Annotated in this window: 16 protein-coding genes; 9 read left to right on the top strand and 7 right to left on the bottom strand. The window is 73.5% G+C overall.

Annotation, left to right across the window (positions count from 1 at the left end; translation table 11 throughout):
* The first annotated feature begins 6 nt into the window (after positions 1–6).
* The 6 genes from TOK_RS02765 to TOK_RS02740 are packed head-to-tail and all read left to right on the top strand — an operon-like array spanning position 7 to position 7,281.
* Positions 7–435 carry a pyridoxamine 5'-phosphate oxidase family protein gene (locus TOK_RS02765; RefSeq protein ID WP_172457367.1) on the top strand — a complete coding sequence of 143 codons (429 nt, stop codon included), beginning with the start codon at positions 7–9 and terminating at the stop codon, positions 433–435.
* Entirely contained in the window at positions 422–766 is a 345-nt protein-coding gene (locus TOK_RS02760) for a hypothetical protein (RefSeq protein ID WP_098956169.1), read from the top strand. Before TOK_RS02765 ends, TOK_RS02760 begins: the two co-directional genes overlap by 14 nt.
* Positions 766–2,862: a hydantoinase/oxoprolinase family protein gene (locus TOK_RS02755; RefSeq protein WP_098956168.1), complete on the top strand. Its 2,097-nt coding sequence runs from the start codon at positions 766–768 to the stop codon at positions 2,860–2,862. Before TOK_RS02760 ends, TOK_RS02755 begins: the two co-directional genes overlap by 1 nt.
* Positions 2,859–4,622, top strand: a complete 1,764-nt coding sequence (locus TOK_RS02750) for a hydantoinase B/oxoprolinase family protein (RefSeq protein ID WP_098956167.1) — start codon at positions 2,859–2,861, stop codon at positions 4,620–4,622. Before TOK_RS02755 ends, TOK_RS02750 begins: the two co-directional genes overlap by 4 nt.
* Positions 4,619–5,542: a hypothetical protein gene (locus TOK_RS02745; protein ID WP_098956166.1), complete on the top strand. Its 924-nt coding sequence runs from the start codon at positions 4,619–4,621 to the stop codon at positions 5,540–5,542. Before TOK_RS02750 ends, TOK_RS02745 begins: the two co-directional genes overlap by 4 nt.
* Positions 5,539–7,281 carry a dihydroxy-acid dehydratase gene (locus tag TOK_RS02740; RefSeq protein ID WP_098956165.1) on the top strand — a complete coding sequence of 581 codons (1,743 nt, stop codon included), beginning with the start codon at positions 5,539–5,541 and terminating at the stop codon, positions 7,279–7,281. The genes TOK_RS02745 and TOK_RS02740 overlap by 4 nt, the downstream gene beginning before the upstream one ends.
* Here TOK_RS02740 and TOK_RS02735 read toward each other — a convergent pair.
* From TOK_RS02735 to TOK_RS02715, 5 genes are all read right to left on the bottom strand, one after another.
* Positions 7,245–8,300 (bottom strand): MsnO8 family LLM class oxidoreductase, encoded by a 1,056-nt coding sequence (locus TOK_RS02735; RefSeq protein ID WP_098956164.1) that lies wholly within the window; start codon positions 8,298–8,300, stop codon positions 7,245–7,247. The two genes, TOK_RS02740 and TOK_RS02735, sit on opposite strands and share 37 nt — an antisense overlap.
* Positions 8,297–8,812, bottom strand: coding sequence for a hypothetical protein (locus TOK_RS02730; protein ID WP_098956163.1), 516 nt, complete (start codon positions 8,810–8,812; stop codon positions 8,297–8,299). The genes TOK_RS02735 and TOK_RS02730 overlap by 4 nt, the downstream gene beginning before the upstream one ends.
* On the bottom strand, positions 8,809–10,422 hold the full coding sequence (locus tag TOK_RS02725; protein ID WP_098956162.1) for an ABC transporter substrate-binding protein: 1,614 nt from the start codon (positions 10,420–10,422) through the stop codon (positions 8,809–8,811). The genes TOK_RS02730 and TOK_RS02725 overlap by 4 nt, the downstream gene beginning before the upstream one ends.
* A gap of 532 nt (positions 10,423–10,954) precedes the next feature.
* The gene (locus tag TOK_RS02720; protein WP_098956161.1) at positions 10,955–11,338 is read right to left on the bottom strand and encodes a cupin domain-containing protein; all 384 of its coding nucleotides are present in this window, start codon (positions 11,336–11,338) and stop codon (positions 10,955–10,957) included.
* A 345-nt stretch (positions 11,339–11,683) separates the two neighbouring features.
* On the bottom strand, positions 11,684–12,619 hold the full coding sequence (locus TOK_RS02715; RefSeq protein ID WP_098956160.1) for a DUF5996 family protein: 936 nt from the start codon (positions 12,617–12,619) through the stop codon (positions 11,684–11,686).
* A gap of 191 nt (positions 12,620–12,810) precedes the next feature.
* On the opposite strand from TOK_RS02715, the gene TOK_RS02710 reads away from it, so the two are divergent.
* A complete protein-coding gene (locus TOK_RS02710; protein WP_098956159.1) occupies positions 12,811–14,052 on the top strand; it encodes an MFS transporter in 1,242 nt (413 codons plus the stop codon).
* A gap of 16 nt (positions 14,053–14,068) precedes the next feature.
* On the opposite strand, the gene TOK_RS02705 is transcribed toward TOK_RS02710, so the two are convergent.
* Together TOK_RS02705 and bla are read right to left on the bottom strand one after the other, a co-directional pair.
* A complete protein-coding gene (locus TOK_RS02705) occupies positions 14,069–15,829 on the bottom strand; it encodes a penicillin-binding transpeptidase domain-containing protein (protein ID WP_098956158.1) in 1,761 nt (586 codons plus the stop codon).
* Entirely contained in the window at positions 15,826–16,734 is a 909-nt protein-coding gene (gene bla, locus TOK_RS02700; RefSeq protein ID WP_098956157.1) for a class A beta-lactamase, read from the bottom strand. The genes TOK_RS02705 and bla overlap by 4 nt, the downstream gene beginning before the upstream one ends.
* Before the next feature lie 93 nt (positions 16,735–16,827).
* Here bla and TOK_RS02695 point away from each other — a divergent pair, with 93 nt between their 5' ends.
* Together TOK_RS02695 and TOK_RS02690 are read left to right on the top strand one after the other, a co-directional pair.
* Positions 16,828–17,697, top strand: coding sequence for a LysR family transcriptional regulator (locus tag TOK_RS02695; RefSeq protein ID WP_098956267.1), 870 nt, complete (start codon positions 16,828–16,830; stop codon positions 17,695–17,697).
* Entirely contained in the window at positions 17,694–18,608 is a 915-nt protein-coding gene (locus tag TOK_RS02690) for a serine hydrolase (RefSeq protein ID WP_253258137.1), read from the top strand. Before TOK_RS02695 ends, TOK_RS02690 begins: the two co-directional genes overlap by 4 nt.
* Positions 18,609–18,637 lie beyond the last annotated feature (29 nt).

The following is an 18,637-nucleotide window of genomic DNA, read 5'->3' as shown; positions in this document are numbered from 1 at the left end:
CGCCCGATGACCGATCGCGCGTACGCGATCCTGGAGGCCGGGACCCGCGGCTTCGTCGCCACGCGGACCGCGGCGGGGGGCGCCGTCGTCCACCCGATCTCGGTGTTCCACCGGGAGGGCGCGCTCTGGATGAACACCTACCTGAAGTCCGCGAAGGCGCGCAACATGATCCGGCACCCGGCGGTCGCCGTCGTGGTCGTCGGGTCCGGTGACGGGGCTCCGCGCCCACCGGGCGTCCTCGTCCGCGGCCGGGCCGAACTGCTCCCGGAGGACGCCGACCCGCCTCCGGCCAGGGTCGAACCCGCCTACCTGCTGCCCGGGGTGACGGCGCCCGTCCCCGGTGACCCCATCTGGTCGCTGGACGGGCGGCGCCGATGGTTCCGGGTTCCGCTCGCCGACGTGACGCTGCTGGAGGACCCCGATGCCCAGGCATGACGTCGCGATGACCCCGGAGGAGGTGGCGGCCTTCGTCCAGGACGAGGAGGGTGGCGTGCTCGCCCATCTCGACGAGCACGGCGACCCCACCGCCGGCCTGGTCACCAGCCGCGGCCTCGGGACCGGCATCCTGCTCGCCGCCGCCGACGGCAGGCCGCTCCCACCGGACGGCACCCCGGTCTGCGTGGCCTACGAGCGCGAACCCTCCTACTCCGGTGTCCGGGCGGCACTCGTCCTCGGCGTCCTCGGCGGAGGCCGTCTCGAGCCCGAGCGCACGATCAGCTTCGACTTCGCCAAGATCCCCGCCCCCACTCGGGAGGACGACCACTGATGGCCGGGCACCGGTACACCATCGCCACCGACATGGGCGGGACCTTCACCGACCTCGTCCTCGAGGACCGGACCACCGACCGGGTCCACATCGTCAAGAGCCCCACGGTGCTCGACGACCCGGTCCGCGGCATCCTCGACGCCGTCGACCTCGCCGCGACCGGGATCGGGATCGACCGGCGCGAGCTGCTCGCGGGCACGGAGACCTTCGTGCACGGCACCACCCGCGCCCTCAACGCGATCCTCACCGGCACCACCGCCCGCACGGCGTTCCTCACCACCCGGGGCCACCCGGACGTCCTGCTGTTCCGGGAGGGTGGCCGCGTCGATCCCTTCGACTTCACCCGCCGCTATCCCGACCCGTTGGTGCCCCGCGCCCTGACCTGGGAGGTCGTCGAGCGGGTCGGGGCCGACGGCGCCGTCGTCACCCCGCTCGACGAGGCCGCACTGGTGGCGCAGCTGCGGGAGGTCGTCGAGGCCGGAGGGGAGGCGATCGCGGTGTGCCTGCTGTGGTCGATCGCGAACCCGGTGCACGAGGTGCGGATCGGGGAGCTGATCGAGCAGCACGCGCCCGGCATCCCCTACACCCTCTCGCACCGGCTCAACCCGATCGTGCGCGAGTACCGGCGGGCCTGCTCGACCGTTCTCGACGCGTCGCTGAAACCGTTGATGACCGAGTACCTGGAGGCGATGACACGCCGCCTCAGCGAAGAGGGCCTGGCCGGGCGACTGCTCATCGTCACCTCCGGCGGCGGGGTCATGGACTCCGCCGCGGTCGCCGCCGCACCGGTCCACGTGATCGGGTCCGGCCCGGCGATGGCACCGATCGCCGGACGCGACGTCGTCGACCGGACGACCGGGCACCAGACCGTCCTCGTCGCGGACACCGGCGGGACCAGCTACGACGTCGGCGTGGTCCGGGACGGTGACGTGTCGTCGACCCGGGAGGCCTGGCTCGGCGCGCCCCACCTCAGCCACATGACCGGGCTCCCGGCCATCGACATCAAGAGCGTCGGCGCGGGCGGCGGGAGTATCGCCGCCGTCGGCGCCGGGGGGCTGCTCACCGTGGGACCGCGCAGTGCGGGCGCCCGTCCCGGCCCGGTCTGCTACGGCCAGGGTGGCACCGAGCCGACCGTGACCGATGCCGCGGTGGTGCTCGGCTACCTCGATCCGCAGTACTTCCTCGGGGGCCGGGTCACGCTCGACGTCGCGGAGGCCGAAAGGGCGATCGAGCAGAAGATCGCGACGCCGCTGGGCTTCACGACACTGCAGGCCGCCGCGGCGATCATGGCGCTGGCCACCGAGCACATGGTGCGCGCGATCGAGGACACCACGGTGGCCCAGGGCATCGACCCGGCCGACGCCGTGCTCGTGGCGGGGGGCGGGGCAGGTGGGTTCAACGCGACCGACATCGCGTCCCGGTTGCGGTGCTCGGCGGCCGTCATCCCCGACACCGGCAGCGTGCTCAGCGCCGCGGGCGCCGCGATCTCCGACCTGTCCTCGGACTTCGTCGCCTCCTGCCCGGCGACCACGCAGGACTTCGACTTCGCGCGCGTCGGGGCGGTGACCGACGGGCTCGTCGAGCGTGCGCGGGCCTTCGTCGCCTCGACCGGGGTGGCGGCCGAGCTCGCGGACGTGCGGCTGTTCGCCGACGCCCGCTACCCGCACCAGGTCTGGGAGGTGGAGGTGCCGCTGCCCACGCTGCGGATCGACTCGGCGGCCGACGTCGGCGCGCTCGCGGACGCGTTCCACAAGATGCACGAGAAGCTCTTCGCGATCAGCGACCCCGGCTCCGACGTCGAGATCGTCGGCTGGCGGGTACGGGCCGCCTGCCGGACGCGGACCACGCCGCTCGGCCAGGTCGAGAGCGGCCCGGCACGACCCCGGACGAGACGCACCCGGCGCGTCTACTTCGCCGGACACGGCCTCGTCGACGCCGCGGTACGGGCCCAGGACGACATCGCGCCGGGCGAGGTGGTCGAGGGTCCGGCGATCGTCGAGACACCGGTGACGGTCGTCGTCGTCGCCCCGGACGCGACGGCCACCCGCGCCTCGACCGGAGCACTCGTCCTGCGGCGGAACGGAGACGACCGATGACACTCGACGGGTTGCAGCTGGCTGTCCTCACCAGCCGGATGGAGCAGGTGGTCCGTGCGATGGCGAACACGCTCGCGCGCACCGCCCGGTCCGGGGTGATCAACACCGCCAGGGACTTCTCCTGCTGTGTCCTCACCGGGGACGCACAGCTGGTCGCGACGGCGGAGTCGCTGCCGGTGCACGTCATGCGAGGGCCGGACATCATGGCCGCCTACACCGCGCAGATGCATCCCGACCTGCACCGCGGCGACGCCTACCTGCACAACTCGCCCTACCACGGCAACTCGCACGCAGCCGACCACTGCATTCTCGTGCCCGTCGTGGACCCCACCGGGACGCACCGCTTCACCGTGCTGGTGAAGGCGCACCAGGCGGACTGCGGGAACGGGACGCCGACGACGTACTCGACCTCCGCCGTCGACGTCTACGAGGAGGGCGCGCTGATCTTCCCCGCGGTGCGGGTGCAACGCGACTTCACCGATGTCGACGACGTCATCCGCATGTGCCGCATGCGGATCCGGGTCCCGGACCAGTGGTGGGGCGACTATCTGGCGATGGTGGGTGCTGCGCGGATCGGGGAACGGGAGGTCGAGAGACTCGCCGCCGACGTGGGCTGGGACGCGCTGGAGCAGTACGCCGGGGAGTGGTTCGACTTCTCCGAGCAGCGCATGGCCGAGGCGATCGGGGAGCTGCCTGCCGGGCGGGTCACGCTTGGTGGCGCCCACGACCCCTTCCCCGGGGTGCCCGACGGTGTGCCGGTCTCGGTCACCGTCGACGTCGACCCCGCGCAGGGGCGGGTCAAGGTCGACCTGCGGGACAACCCGGACTGTCAACCGTGCGGGCTCAACCTGACCGAGAGCACGTCGGCCAGCTCCGCGCTGGTCGGCGTGTTCAACTCGCTGCCCGCTTCGGTGCCGGCGAACGCGGGCAGCCTGCGTCGCGTCGAGGTGCTGTTGCGGGAGAACTGCGTCGTCGGGATCCCGCGGCACCCGGCCAGCTGCTCGGTGGCGACCACGAACGTCGCGGACCGGGTGACCAACCTGGTGCAGCGAGCGATCGCGGAGCTGGGCCCGGGAGTCGGGATGGCCGAGGCCGGGCTGGTGCAGCCGCCGGCGTGGGCCGTGATCTCGGGGGCCGACCCGCGGACCGGCGTGCCGTTCGTCAACCAGATCCTGTTCCCCGGCGTGACCGGGGGCCCGGGCACCCCGTGGACGGACGGCTGGCTGACCTTCGGCCACGCCGGCAACGCCGGGATGATGTTGCGCGACAGCGTGGAGATCGACGAGATCCACCATCCGATCCTGGTCACCCAGCAGCGGATCCTCACCGACACCGAGGGCGCCGGTGAGTTCAGGGGTGCACCCGGCGCCCTCGTGGAGTACGGCCCCACGACCGCCCCGCTCACCCTGAGCTACGGCAGCGACGGCGCGGTCCACCCGGCGCGCGGTGCCGGCGGCGGCACGGCCGGAGCTCCTGCCCGCCAACGGCTCCGGCGGATCGACGGCACGCTCGTCGACCTGCCGGCGAGCGGGCTCGTGCAGCTGCTGCCGGGCGAGACCGTCGTCTCGGAGAGCTGCGGGGGCGGTGGCTACGGCGCCCCGCATCGGCGCGACCCCGCGACGGTCGCCCACGACGTCGCCGAGGGGTGGATCACGCCCGGCCGGGCACGGGCGGTCTACGCGGTGGCCGTCGTGGCCGGGTGCGTAGACGACGCGGAGACCACCAGGCTCCGCGACGACCTCCAGCGAGGAGAGAAATGAGCACGAGCGTGACCCCCGAGTCCATCCTGGCGGCGCAGGGACTGCCGACCGCGGACAACCACGATTTGCCGACCTCGGCGCGGACCTTCGCCGACGGCGGCCAGTTCCGGCTCGAGGTGTCCGGGGTCGAGCGGCTGTCCAACCTGGAGGCGCTCCTGGTCGAGTCGAAGCGGCACGACGTCTTCGTCCACCGGATCATCTCCTTCGGCGGCGGCGCGACGCTGATCGACAAGGGGGAGCTGCGGGCGTTCGGGCAGCTCGCAGCGGAGAACGGGATCGAGGTGGTGGCCTGTCCCGGGCCGCGCGCGGGCTGGGACTCCGGCCGCCAGCTGACCAGCCGGGAGGGCATCACCTCGGGCAAACGGATCCGCGGCGTGGACAACATCCGGTACCTGCTGCACGACGTGCTCCGCATCTTCGACGCGGGCCTGCGCGGCCTCCTGGTGATCGACGAGGGCGTCCTCGACGTGCTCAACACCGCCCGCGAGCGCGGGGACATCCCCGGCGACGCGTTCTTCAAGGTCTCCGTCTACGCGGGCCACGCGAACCCGGCGTCGGTGCGGGTGCTGGAGGGCCTGGGCGCGGACAGCGTGAACCCCGTCGGTGACCTGAGCAGGCCGATGCTCAGCGCCATCCGGTCGGTCGTGTCGGTCCCGCTGGACGTCTGGGCCATCACCTTCGACTCGTTCGGCGGGATGACGCGGCTGTGGGAGGCCGCCGACATCGCCCGCGTCGCCGCGCCGGTCTACTTCAAGATCGAGCCGGGGGAGTCCGAGGAGGTCATGTACAACGGCTACACCGACGCCGAGTTCCACGACCGGCTCATCCGGCACAAGGTGCGGCACGCGGCGATCCTGCGCGAGCTCGCGTCCACCGTGGACTCCGGCGTCCGGCTCTCGCCGCCGCCGGCGACCGGGTGAACGCGCCGCTGCGCAGTGCGCGGTGGTTCTCCGGCGAGCACGTCCCGGGGTTCGTGCACCGCACGGCCATGCGCGCCTCCGGGTTCGCGCGGGCGAGCTTCGAGGGGCGGCCCGTCGTCGGGATCTGCAACTCGTGGTCGGAGCTGATCAGCTGCAACCTGCACCTGCGGGCGCTCGCCGACAGCGTGCGCCGCGGCATCCTGCAGGCGGGCGGGGTCCCGCTGGAGTTCCCGACGATCTCGCTCGGCGAGCAGCTGATGAAGCCCACGACCATGCTGTTCCGCAACCTGATGTCGATGGACGTCGAGGAGTCGTTGCGCGCCTACCCGTTCGACGCCGTGGTCATGCTCGGCGGCTGCGACAAGACGATGCCCGCCCAGCTGATGGGGGCCGCGAGCGCCGACGTGCCGACGATCGTCGTCCCCGGTGGGCCGGCGAACCCCGCGACCTTCCGCGGCCGGCAGATCGGGGTCGGCACCGACCTGTGGGGCTACGTCGACGACGTGCGCGCCGGACGCATGTCCGTGTCCGAGTACGAGGCCCTGGAGGCCTCCGCCGGCCCGTCGGTGGGGCACTGTCCGGAGATGGGTACGGCGTCCACGGTCGCGGCCGTCGTCGAGGCCCTCGGGATGACGCTGCCCGGGGCGAGCGCGATCCCCGCGACCGACGCCCGGCGCAGCCAGGTCGCCGAGGACTGCGGCCGGGTGGCGGTGCGGCTCGCCCGGGAGGGCGTGCGGCCGTCGCAGATCCTGACCGCGGACGCCTTCCACAACGCGATCACGGTGCTCGTCGCCCTGGGCGGGTCGACCAACGTGGTCCTGCACCTGCTCGCCCTGGCGGGGCGGGCCGAGGTCGCGGTGGGCCTGCAGGACTTCCACGACATCGCGGCGCGGGTTCCCTTGATCGCGAACGTCCGCCCGGCCGGGAAGCACCTCGTCGAGCAGCTGTTCGAGATCGGCGGGCTGCCCGTCGTGCTCAAGGAGCTGGCCCCGCTGCTGCGGCGCGACGCGCTCACCGTGAACGGCCGGACTGTGGGGGAGAACCTCGCGGACGCGCCACCCGTCGACGGTGAGGTGGTCCGGCCGCTCGCCGATCCCGTGCAGGGGCCGGGCGGGCTCGCCGTCGTGCGCGGGAACCTGGCACCCGGTGGCGCCGTCGTGAAATGCAGCGCCGCGAGCGAGAACCTGTTGCGGCACAGCGGCCCCGCCGTGGTGTTCGACGACATGGACGACCTCCGTGAGCGGATCGACGACCCCGATCTCCCGGTCACCGCGGACTCGGTGCTGGTGCTGCGCAACGCCGGACCCGTCGGCGGACCCGGCATGCCCGAGTGGGGAGCGCTCCCGATCCCGCAGAAGTTGTTGCGCGAGGGCGTGACCGACATGGTGCGTGTCTCCGACGCGCGGATGAGCGGGACCGCCTACGGCACGACGGTGCTGCACGTCAGCCCGGAAGCCGCGGTCGGCGGTCCGCTCGCGCTCGTCGAGGACGGCGACGTGATCCGGCTCGACGCCCGCGCGGGAGTGCTCGAGCTGGAGGTGGACGACGCCACGCTGGCGCAGCGCCGCCGGGCGGCCCGCGGGCCCCGCCGGGCGTACCGGCGGGGCTACGGAGCGCTGTACGCCGAGCGGGTCACCCAGGCCGACACCGGCTGCGACTTCGACTTCCTGCAGGGCCGGTCGGCCGACCCGGGCGCCGAGCCCTACGGGATCTTCGACGGGTGGATCGGCGGCTGGTGAGCCGGCGCCGCACCGGTCACGATCGGTGCGAGCGCCTCGGCCACCAGCTCGCGGGAGCGGCTGCGCAGTCCGGGGTCGGTGAGCATGTCCTGCACCATGATCTCGGTGGCCCCGGTCGCCCGGACCAGCGGCTCCAGCTGCGCCCGCAGCGACTGCGGCGTCCCGGAGACCTGTGGCGGCGCCACTCCGTCGCGGACGGTGCTCGGCTCCGCCTTCTGCGCCGCGTCGAGCTCGGCGGTGGCCTGGGCCAGGGTGGGGACGGGTCGTTCGCGACCCAGCGCCCGCAGCGCCCGGGCGGGCCAGGTCAGCCGGTGGGCGAGGTCCTCGTCGTCCGCGGCGACGATGTTCAGCGTGAGCATGACCGTCGGCTCCCGCGGGCCGAAGCCCGTCGCGGTGAAGCTCTGCCGGTACCGCGCGACGGCGACGTTCGTCATCGCCGGGTTGATGTGGCTGCCGAACGTGTAGCCCAGCCCGAGCCCGCCCGCGAGGGCGGCACTGCCGCCCGACGAGCCGAGGACCCACACCTGCGGGACGCCGTCGATGCCGTGGGTGAGGTCGATCGACTCGTGGGGATACCCGGCGTCGAAGGCGTGGTGGTAGTAGCCGACGACCTCCTCGACCTGCGAGAAGAAGTCGTCCACCGGCGCGCCCCGACGGTCGCGGCGCAGCGCGTGGTCGATCAACGGGGTGGCCGACGAGCGGCCGAGCCCGAGGTCGATCCGCCCCGGGGCGAGGGCCTGCAGCATGAGGAACCGTTCGGCCACGGTGTAGGGGCTGTGGTGGTTGAGCAGCACCGCCCCCGAGCCGAGCCGGATCCGGGAGGTGCGCCGGGACGCGACCGCGATCAGCGGTGCCGGGTCCTGCGCCGCGTAGCCGGTGGTGTGGTGGTGCTCGGCGTACCAGAAGCGGTGGTACCCGAGCCGTTCCGCCTCCTCGGCCGCCGCGAGCGCGTGTTCGAGCGCCGCCTGCTTGCCGGCACCCGGGGTGACGGGTGCGAGCTCCACGAGCGAGTACCTCATCGGGCGTCCTCCTCACGTACCTCGGCCGTCGCCACACCCTTGCCGGCGTACGGGTTCCCGAGCGCGGTGACGAAGCGCTGGAACTCCTCCGGATCGTTCTTGACGACGTACCGCGTCACCAGCCCGCCCTCGACCTCGCACCGGAACTCGGTGTGCAGGTGCAGCGCCCAGCCGTCGGGCAGGGTGCCCGTCAGGGTGAAGTCCCCGACGATCACGTCGCCGGGCCGTTCCGTGGCGGTGCCGGCGATCCGCAGGTCGGGGATCAGCCGGGACGCGATCGTCGGCACGCGGGGCCCGCCGCCGACCGTCCCGCGGTCGAGCCGGATGAAGGCGGGATCCGCGGGGGCCGGGCCGAGCGGGAGCATGCACGTCTCGAAGCTCGGGGCGAACATCGTCGCCTCGACGCTCGCGTACATCAGGAAGCCTGCCGCGATGCCGTCGCGGAGCCGACCGGCCAGCTCCGCGGTGGTCTCGGGAACGCTCAGTGCCTCGTCGCGGTCGAAGGCGGTCACTGCGACTTCCAGGCACCGTGGAGCTGAACGCGTGACGCGGCGTCGAACGTGACGTCGTGGACGTTCGCTCCGACCCCGAGGACCGTCGTCAGCTCGACGACGGGCACGTAGTACTTCTCCCGGACCATGATCTCCTGCGCCTGCCTCACGATCGCCGTCCGCTTCACGGGGTCCGGCTCGCTCGCCTGCGCCGTCAGCGACGCATCGAGCGGGCCCCGCGGGAACCGATAGGTGTTGACCCCCGCGGTCGAGAACGAGCTGCGCAGGATGTCGGGGTCGGCGCGGGTGAGGTTGGCCCAGTTGGCGACGAAGTCACCGGACTGGAGCTGTGCTGCGACGGTGGAGATCGGTACCTCGAGGAGCTGCACGTCGATGCCGACCACCCTCGCCTGCTGCTGCACGAGCTCGAGCGCGGGCTTGTTCGTGCTGAAGTTGCTCACGAAGGACACCGGGACGGCCAGCCGCGCCCCGTCCTTTGCGCGGATCCCGTCCGGGCCGGGCACCCAACCGGCCGCGTCGAGCAGGGACTTCGCCCTGCCGGTGTCGAACCCGAGCAGCGCGGACTCGTCCGCGAACGACGGCGTGGTCGACGCGAGGACGCTGGTCGCCGGCCGGGTCTGCGACGGATAGATGGCGTCGACGATCTCCTGCCGGTCGATCGCGAGGGAGAGCGCCTCCCGTACCGTGGGATCGGCCACGACGGGCGTCGACAGGTTGAGCCCCAGGCCGAGCACCAGGCCGGGGTTGGGCCGGGCCAGGAGCTGGGCACCGGCGTCGGTGAGCGGTGCCTCGTCCTGTTCGCCGATCGTGCCGATCGCATCGACCTCGCCGGACACGAGCGACCCGGTCCGCACCCCGGACTCCGGAACGATCCGGAAGTCCAGGGTGTCGAGGTAGGCCTCGCCCTGGTGGTTCGACAGCGGAGACGCCCAGGCGTAGCCCGGGCGTTTGGCGAGCGTGATCGAGGAGTTCCTGACGTAGTCCCGGACCGCGAACGGACCCGAGCCGACCACGGCGGTGCAGCGGTCGTCCTCCGACCTCGCGACCGTCGCCGGCGACAGGATGCCGAGGCTGTGGGTCGAGGTGCCCTGTAGGAACTGCACGTTGGGCTCGGCGAACGACACCGTGAACCGCGTGGGGCTCTGGACCGTCGTCCCGGCGTATCCCGCGAGGTAGGCCTTGGGGAGCTGGGCACGGAGCCCGAGCTGCGGGATCCGGTCGAAGTTCGCCTTGACGGCCTCGGCATCCAGCGGTGTGCCGTCGGCGAAGGTGACGTTCTCGCGGAGGGTGAACGTGTAGCTCTTCGCGTCCGGCGAGCTCTGCCAGGTGGTGGCGAGCCACGGGACGAGCGCACCCGACCTCGGGTCCTGGTCGGTCAGCGAATCGACGATCTGTCGCGCGAAGTAGATCGAGTCCGTGCTGGCGACCTGTTGCGGGTCGACGCACCCCTGGTCGCTCGACACCGCGAAACGCAGCGTCCCGCCGGGCTGCGGGGCGCCCCCTGCAGCAGTGGCACCGGTCGGCCCGGCTCCGGTCCCGCACCCGACGACGGCGAATGCCGCGGCGGCGAGAACCGATGCGATCAGGGGACGGCGGAATCTGACAGTCATCTGGTCGGTACGTCCTTCGGTAGGGCGGAGCTGGAAGCGCCGGCGCCACGTCGGGCACGCGGCCCAGGCATGGGAGCGGAGTGTCCCGATCGCCGCGTGAGCACGCCGGCGCACCGCCGAGGCGGTGTCGGGATCGACGGGGGGCCGGCGACGCCGCCGGAGGGCGACGCGGCGGGCCGAGCGGACTCAGCTGGGACGACAGCGGGCGCTGGAGGTGCGCAGGAGGTCCACATGGCGGCGACGTACACCGACGAACATCGCGCCCTCGCTTCCTGGCCGCACGGAGCGTGTCCCGCTATCCGGGGTGGTCCCCCACATCGTTGCGGGATGCGCGGCCCGGGTCAAGCCGGACAGGGCGACTGTGACTCGGCTCCGCCTCGGACCCGTCGGTGCGTGACGACGGCGACCGCGACGGGCGCGGCGGCGACGCCCGGCCGACGGCCGGACGCCGCGGCCGTCCGTTGCGACGTGCGGGCATCGTGCGGGCAGAGGGGCGCCGCGACGGCGGCGCCGGTCGGCAGGGCGGCCGTCGTCAGCCGGTGCTGGTCGGAACGTGATGGATGTCGAATGCCTTGTTGGTGATGAAGAGGAACGTGCAGTCCTCGTCCGCCGTGGCGCCGTGCTGCATCGTCCCGCCCTCGGGGAACCACACGAAGTGTCCCGGCCCGAAGGTGCCCTGGTGGGTGTCGAGGGTTCCTTCGAGGACATAGATGCCGTGGCCGCACGGATGGGTGTGCCAGGTGTTGGTGAAGCCGGCCCGGTAGACCATCTTGACGACCATCATCCCGGTCCCGGGGTCCTCCACGAGCGGGATGTGCTCGAGGTTGGCGTTGATCGCGGGGACGGGAAAGTCCTGCCAGTCGGCCCCGTTCGTGTCCACGACGGTCAGTTCGACGGGCTGCAGCTCAGACGACATCTCGACTCCGTTGTCGGGGCGGAGGGCGCAGCCCCCGCCGAGAGCCCTACGTTCTACGCCTCCTCGGGTCTGCGACACAACAGCGTCGAGCGAGGACGGACGGCGCCGGCCCGGTGGCGCCGAACCCCGGACGACGCCTCGGGTTTCCCCAGGACGACACTGCGCGCGTTGCGGGAGGCGTGCAGCGGGGACCGGTCAGGGGTGCCGGGCCGTCGGGGTGGCGACGATCGTGTCCATCAGGATCGAGAGCGGGTGCGGGTGATCGCCCCCGGCCGGTACCGGGGCGGTCGGGACGCACGTCGGGTCCTCACCTCTCGTCGGTACGTCGAGAGAGTGGGCCGGTGATCAGGACGAGCGTGGATGCCAGCGGAAGGGGTCGTCCTCCAGCGCGGCGCGGTCCCAGTGGCCGCGGTCCGCGGCGGCCCCGTAGGTGGCGTGGAGGAACTCCGCGACCGCGCGATCGGGGTCGGGCGCGGCGCGGGCGACCTCGTAGGGCAGCAGGAACTGCTGGAACTCCGAGCTGTAGTAGGCGCCCTCCGGACCGGCGGGCTGATCGGAGAATCCGTCCGGGGCGGGATAGGCGTAGGAGTAGAACGCGCCCTCCTCCCCGCCACCGGGCCAGAACCCGCAGCTGGACAGCTCCCGGGAGTAGCTCTCGACCATGACCCAGTCCCCGCAGTTGGGGACGCCGCCGGGGTGCGGCGGGGCCGAGCGCCCGGAGAAGCGGGTGCAGGCGAGGTCCATCCCGCCCCAGAAGAAGTGCACGGGGCTGACCTTGCCGACGAAGTGCGACCGGAACTCGCCGATGACCCGGTCCGCCTGCAGCAGCTGGCGCCAGAACAGGGTGGCGGCCCCGGCGTCGTAGGACGCGTGGACGTGGTCCTCGGCGAAGGGGATCGCCGGCTCGACCTCGTTGGGCTGCGCCTGGATCTCCGCCTCGATGCCGAGATCGCCCAGCAGGTCCAGGAACCCGGCGTAGAACTCCGCGACCGACATCGGCCGCAGCGGCAGCCCACGCGTGCCGCCGTCGCTGCTGCGGACCTGGAGCCGATGGTCGACGAAGTCGAACTCGATCTCGAACGCCCCGTCGCGGTGGGGGACGGACGATGTCGTCAGCCCGCGCGGGCTGACGTAGAGGGTCACCTGCCACCAGTGGTTGAGCATCGGGGCGTGCGCCATGCGGATCTTGCCCACGATCTGCGTCCACATGTGCAGGGTCTCGCGGGTGGGGGTCCAGTCCGAGACCCGCAGGCTCGGCCAGCCCGCCCTCGGTGTCGTCACTCGGGGTCGGCGGGTCATGGAGTCCTCTCGTCGACGTGCGGTGGCGCGGGGCCGCCTCGGATGCGCGCTCGCTCGGACACCCGGCGGGCGGACTGTGTGGGGTGGACGGGGTCGGCCGGGTGCCTGCCACAACGTACCTGCGACGGATGTCTCGCTTCATTAGCTATGGCAAACGGTAGCGTCGTCGGACGATGACAGCCTCGCCGGACCTCGCCCCGCCGACGTTGCGCTCGATGGCGCCGTCGGTGTTCCTGCCCGCGACGGTCTTCGAGATCGGCAACGGCGCGGTGATCCCTGTCGTCGCGATCACCGCGATCGACCTCGGCGCCACCACGGGGACAGCGGGCTTCCTGGTGGCGCTGCTCGGGATCGGCCAGCTCGTCGGCGACCTCCCGGCCGCCGCGCTCGCGGCGCGGCTGGGGGACCGGCGCGCGATGGTCCTCGCCGGGGTGGTCGCGATGGCCGGCATGCTCGGCTGCTTCGTCGCGCCGTCGCTGCCGGTACTGGGCGTCTGCCTGTTCGTCCTCGGCATGTGCAGCGCGACGTTCTACCTCGCGCGCCAGGCCTACCTGACCGACGTCGCCCCGCTGAACCTGCGGGCCCGGGCGCTGTCGATGCTCGGTGGCTCGCACCGCGTCGGTCTGTTCATCGGGCCGTTCGTCGGCGCCGCGGTGATCAGCCTGACGTCGTTGCGGGCCGCCTACATCGTCGCCGTGGTGACCGCGGGGATCGCCGCATCGCTGCTCGTCCTCATCCCCGACATCGAACCCGCCGGCGGTGCCGGGAAGGCGGTCGCAACGCCCGCGGGCGGGCACGGGCTCCTGGCCACGGCGCGGGCACACCGCCGCGTGCTGACGACGCTGGGGATCGCGGTGCTCGCGATCGGCGCCGCGCGGGCCGCGCGGCAGACCGTCCTCCCGCTCTGGGCCGTCCACATCGGACTGAGTCCGGAGGCGACCAGTCTGGTGTTCGGGATCGCCAGTGCCGTCGACATGGCGCTGTTCTATCCGGCGGGGAAGGTGATGGACCGCCACGGCCGCCTCGCCGTCGCCGTGCCGTCGATGCTGATCCTCGGCGGGGCCATCTCCGTCCTGCCGCTGACCAGCGGGATCGTCGGGCTCACCGTCGTTGCGATGGTCATGAGCTTCGGCAACGGGATCGGGTCCGGCATCGTCATGACCCTCGGCGCCGACGTCGCGTCACCGGACAACCGGCTGCGCTTCCTGTCGATGTGGCGGCTCATGGGCGACACGGGCAACGCGGCGGGGCCGGTCGTCGTCTCGGTGGTCGCCGGGCTCGCGACGCTGGCCGCCGGGATCGTCGCCGTCGGCGGCGTCGGGCTGGTCGCCGCCGGGGCGCTGCTGGTCTGGGCGCCGCGCTTCTCGCCGTTCGCCACCCGGGCGATGATGCGCGCACACCGCACGCCTCCCTGACGCTGCGCGGTCCTCGTCATCCCGGTTCACCGAGGAACGCCGCGGCCACGCCGACCGCGGGCGTCGAGCTGCCGGCGCCGACGACGAGCACCGCGAACGCGAGATCGTCGGTCGTCGTCCCGATGAACCAGCCGTGCGCGGAGCGGCCGTCGCCGAACTGGGCGGTGCCGGTCTTGCCGCTCACCCCAGGCAGCGTGCGCAGCCGCTTCGCCGATCCGGAGGTGACGGTCTCCCTCATCATCGTGGCCAGGTCGTCCCGGACGTCGCCGGGCAGCGGCGGTGGCGGCGGGCTCTTCGCGACGCCTGGCCGGCCGACGATGAGCTGTGGTGTCGGCACATGGCCCGCGGCGACGGTCGCGGCGACGAGCGCCATCCCGAACGGGCTGGCGACGACACGGCCCTGCCCGATCGAGTCCTCGACCTGCTCGGCGTCGGACTGCGGTTCGGGCACGGTGCCGGTGACGGTCGTGATGCCGGGGACGTCCCAGTCGGACCCGAGGCCCAGCTCCGCGGCCCCGTGCGGCAGTGCGTCGCGGGGCAGGCCCGAGCCCACCCGGGCGAAGGTCGTGTTGCACGACTGCGCGTAGGCGGTGTGCAGCGGCACGTTCCCGAGGTCGAACTGGTCGTCGTTGGGGATCTGGCGGCCGAGGATGTTCTCGCTCCCCGGGCACGGCAGCACCGTGTCGACGGTGACGGCCTTCGCCTGCAGCGCCGCGACCGCTGTCACGGTCTTGAAGGTGGAGCCGGGCGGGTAGAGCCCGGAGAGGGCGACCGGTCCGGAGGCGTCGGCGGCGTCGTTCTGCGCGACGGCGAGCACGGCTCCGGTCGAGGGCTGCAGCGCCACCAGCGCGGCCGGCGCGGTGACCGTCGCGACGGCGCGCTGCGCCGCGACCTGGCGGCGCCGGTCCAGCGTCAGCGCCACGTCGTCGGCAGGCCCTGGGGCCTGTCCCGCCAGCTGCCTGACGAACCTGTCCTGCCCGTCGACGAGGGCGACCTGCCAGCCTCGCGCACCCTGCGTGGCGTCGGCCAGCGCGGGCGTGAGCACGGGCGAGTCGAGGCCGGGGACGGCGAGCAGCCTGCTCTGCGGCGAGACCGTGATGCCGGGGACGGCCTTCAGCGCGTCGGCGACGCGGGCGTAGTCGTCATCGCGCAGCGCGACGACCGTGACGGCGTCGGTCCCGGCGCGACGGGCGGCGTCCTGCAGTCCGTCGGCGGTGATGTCGAGACGCAGGGGCGCGAGCGCGTCCGCGGTCGCGGGTGCGGAGGTCGCGGCGGCCGCGGGGTCCAGCCGGACGACCGTCACCGTCGTCTCCGCCATCAGCGGCAGCCCGGTCGCGTCGAGCACGCGGGTGCGCGCCGCGCCGATGCCGCGCAGCTCCAGGGCCTCGCCGGGGACGAGCGCCGGGTGCACGACGGCCGGCGACCAGTGCACCCGCGCGCCGTCCGGGGTGCGGACCAGCGGCACCTCGACGCGGTAGGTCCAGGTGCGGCCGGCGCCGAGGTCCCAGTCGGCGGTGTAGCGGAAGCTGTCGGCGCGGGACTGTCCGACGTGGGTGGCGAGCCGTGCGGGGCCCAGGCCGTCGACGATCCGGGGGAGGTCGGCGGCGGCAGGGCCGGGGTCGTCGGTCAGCGCGGCGGCGGCGGGCATGTCGTGCGCGGCCAGGGCGGCGACGAACGCGGCGGCCACGTTGTCGGGATCGGTCGGCCGCGTCTCGCATGCGGACACTCCGAGCGCGAGGGCCAGGCAGACCGCCGCGGCGGTGAGGCGAGCCCTCATCGGGCGGCCGTGAGCGCGTCGACGGCGGCCCGGGTCGTGGCGGCGACGGCCTGCTCGCCGAGCCCGTCGTCGGGATGTTCGGGCACCGTGAAGACGGTCAGCACGATCGGGGCAGCCGACGGCGGCACCAGGATGCCGACGTCGTTCTTCGTGCCGCCGTCCCCGCTGCCCGTCTTGTCGGCGACCGACCAGCCCGCCGGCACACCCGCGCGGATCTGGGCGTCGCCGGTGGTGTTCGCGCGCATCCACGCGAGCCACCGGTCCCGCGCGGCCGGTGTCAGGGCCGGGGTGGTGGCGAGGGTGCGCAACGTCGTCGCCATCGCTGCCGGAGTGGTCGTGTCCAGCTCACCGTCCGGGGTGTTCAGGGTGGTCTCGGTGCGGTCGGCGCGGGTGACGTCGTCGCCGAGGCCGCGCACGAAGGCCGTCAGCGCGCCCGGACCTCCGGTCTGGCGCAGCAGCAGGTTGTAGGCGGTGTTGTCCGAGACCGTCACGGCGGCCCGGCAGAGCTCGGCGACCGTCATGCCGCTGCCGACGTGCGTTCCGGTGATCGGTGCGTAGGCCAGGACGTCGGCACGGGTGACGCGTACGCGGCGGTCGAGCAGCCCCGGGTCCGTCGTCGACATGTGCAGCACGAACGCGGCCATCAGTGCCTTGACGGTCGAACACATGAGGAAGCGCTCGGTACCCCGGTGCGCGACGGCGGCTCCGGTCCGGGTCTCGACGGCGTGGACACCGATGCGGCGGGTGTACCGCCGTTCCAGCGCGTCGACCGCGGGGACCGGGTCAGGCGCGAGCGGCACGACGGGATCGGGCGGCGTCGCGATGGGCGGCGCGGCGCAGCCCACGAGGAACGCACCCGCCGAGGCGGCACCGGTGAGCAGGAGAGAGCGACGGGTCAACGACACGACCGCACACCATCAGATTCGACCGCGATACCTCAAATATGATCGACGTCGGCGTGTGATACTCGATAGATATCGACGGAGGTGGACGCGGGCATGGACCTGCTCCGACACCTGGCCTTCTTCGTGACGGTCGCCGAGGAACGGCACTTCGGCAACGCCGCGCGTCGCCTCACGATCGCCCAGCCGCCGCTGTCGCAGGGGGTGCGACGGCTCGAGACCCGCCTCGGCGTCCGGCTGTTCGACCGCGGGCCCGGCGGGGTGAGCCTCACCGGCGCCGGGCGGGACCTCCTCCCGCGCGCCCGCGCGCTGCTCGACGACGCCGACGCGCTCGCGGCAGCCGCGCGTCGTCAGGCGGAGGCCGCGCAGCTGCTGCGGATCGGCGTCGTCGCCGGCCTCGGGCCGCGCGTCGCCGCCCGGCTGGCCACCCGGGCGGGCCGAGCCGCGGCCAGGCGGGTCGCGCTGACCAGCGGTTCCACTGTCACGCTGGTGGACGCGGTGTCGGTCGGCACGCTCGACGTCGCGGTCGTCGCGCATCCGGTCGTGCTGGAGTCCGCTCGGGCCGGCCCGGTCGTCGCGCTGCCGACGGCCGTGCTGCTGCCCGCGGCCCACCCGGCCGCTGCGGGCGACGGCCCGGTGGCGCTGCGCGCGTTGCGCGACCTCGACCTCGCGACGGCGCCGCGTTCGCACGCACCCGCTGCGCACGACCTCCTGCTCGACACCCTGGAGACCCGGGGACGGCCCGTGCGTGCGGCGGAGGCCGACGATCCCGCGGCGGCGCTGACGCTCGTCGCGACGGGGACGGCGTTCGCCCTCACCCCCGACCCCGACCTGGGCGCCGACGGCGTGGTCCGCAGGGCCCCGGCCGGTGCGCCCCTTGCATTCCGGGTCCGCGTCGTGCACCACGACGGCGCCCCGCCGGGCGTCGTCGACGTCCTCGCCGACACGCTGCGGGAGGTGAGGTGACCGACCTGGCGGGCGCCCGGGCCGAGGTCCGCGCCGCCTTCCGGGACGCGGGGGTGCGGGGGTGGCTGCACGCCCGGCCCGTCAGCGGGGACGGGTCGCGCTGGAGCGAGCGCGAGATCGACGTCGGCGCGGACGTACCCGTCGTGATGGGGTCGGTCTACAAGGTGCTCGTGCTCGTCGCGTTCTGCCGGGCCGTCGACGCCGGTGACCTCGACCCGCGTGAGCAGGTCACCGTCGAACCGGGGCCCCGCACGCCCGGCCCGACGGGCATCTCCGCGCTGACCGACCCGGTGACGATGTCCTGGCGCGACCTCACGAGGTCGATGATCACGGTGTCGGACAACGCCGCCGCCGACGTCGTGCACGCGCGTGTGGGCCGGGACCGCGTCGCGGCGCTCCCGACCGAGCTGGGTCTGCCCGGCACCCGGGTGCGCGGCGGCACGGCCGACGCCTACGCAGAGCTGGTCGCCGACACCGGCGCCGACGACGTCGCCGCGGCCTTCGCGGTGCTCACCGACAACGACGTCCCGGTGCCGGTCCGGCTGCTCAGCCCCGCGTTCGGCTCCTCGACCACGGCCGCCGACAGCACGCGGCTGCTCACCCTGCTGTGGCGCGGCGAGCTCGCCTCCGCCGCGGGCACGGCGTTCGCGCGACGCGTCCTGACCGCCCAGGTCGCACCGCACCGGATGCGGACCGGGTTCCCCGGCACCGCCGCCGTCGCCGGAAAGACCGGCACGATCGGTGCGGTGCGCAACGAGATCGGGGTGGTGACCTACCCGGGGGAACATCCCGTCGCGGTGGCGGTGTTCACCCACGCCGCGCGCAGCGACGCGACCGTCCCGCGCGCCGACGCGGCGATCGGCGTGGCGGCCCGGGCCGCCGTCAACCCGCTTCGGGCACCCGCGGCCTGACCCTCCCGACGCCCGCTCGACTCTCACCG

Source organism: Pseudonocardia sp. N23 (genome assembly GCF_002583555.1).
In the GTDB taxonomy this organism is placed as follows: domain Bacteria; phylum Actinomycetota; class Actinomycetes; order Mycobacteriales; family Pseudonocardiaceae; genus Pseudonocardia.
The sequence above is the reverse complement of the archived record's forward strand: the minus strand, read 5'-3'. Positions and strand labels throughout refer to the sequence as shown.

Bases quoted from the DNA above. Each gene is read 5' to 3' on its own strand.
- TOK_RS02765 (WP_172457367.1), top strand. From the start codon at position 7: ATGACCGATCGCGCGTACGCGATCCTGGAGGCCGGGACCCGCGGCTTC.
- TOK_RS02760 (WP_098956169.1), top strand. From the start codon at position 422: ATGCCCAGGCATGACGTCGCGATGACCCCGGAGGAGGTGGCGGCCTTC.
- TOK_RS02755 (WP_098956168.1), top strand. From the start codon at position 766: ATGGCCGGGCACCGGTACACCATCGCCACCGACATGGGCGGGACCTTC.
- TOK_RS02750 (WP_098956167.1), top strand. From the start codon at position 2,859: ATGACACTCGACGGGTTGCAGCTGGCTGTCCTCACCAGCCGGATGGAG.
- TOK_RS02745 (WP_098956166.1), top strand. From the start codon at position 4,619: ATGAGCACGAGCGTGACCCCCGAGTCCATCCTGGCGGCGCAGGGACTG.
- TOK_RS02735 (WP_098956164.1), bottom strand. From the start codon at position 8,300: ATGAGGTACTCGCTCGTGGAGCTCGCACCCGTCACCCCGGGTGCCGGC.
- TOK_RS02725 (WP_098956162.1), bottom strand. From the start codon at position 10,422: ATGACTGTCAGATTCCGCCGTCCCCTGATCGCATCGGTTCTCGCCGCC.
- TOK_RS02720 (WP_098956161.1), bottom strand. From the start codon at position 11,338: ATGTCGTCTGAGCTGCAGCCCGTCGAACTGACCGTCGTGGACACGAAC.
- TOK_RS02710 (WP_098956159.1), top strand. From the start codon at position 12,811: ATGACAGCCTCGCCGGACCTCGCCCCGCCGACGTTGCGCTCGATGGCG.
- TOK_RS02705 (WP_098956158.1), bottom strand. From the start codon at position 15,829: ATGAGGGCTCGCCTCACCGCCGCGGCGGTCTGCCTGGCCCTCGCGCTC.
- TOK_RS02695 (WP_098956267.1), top strand. From the start codon at position 16,828: ATGGACCTGCTCCGACACCTGGCCTTCTTCGTGACGGTCGCCGAGGAA.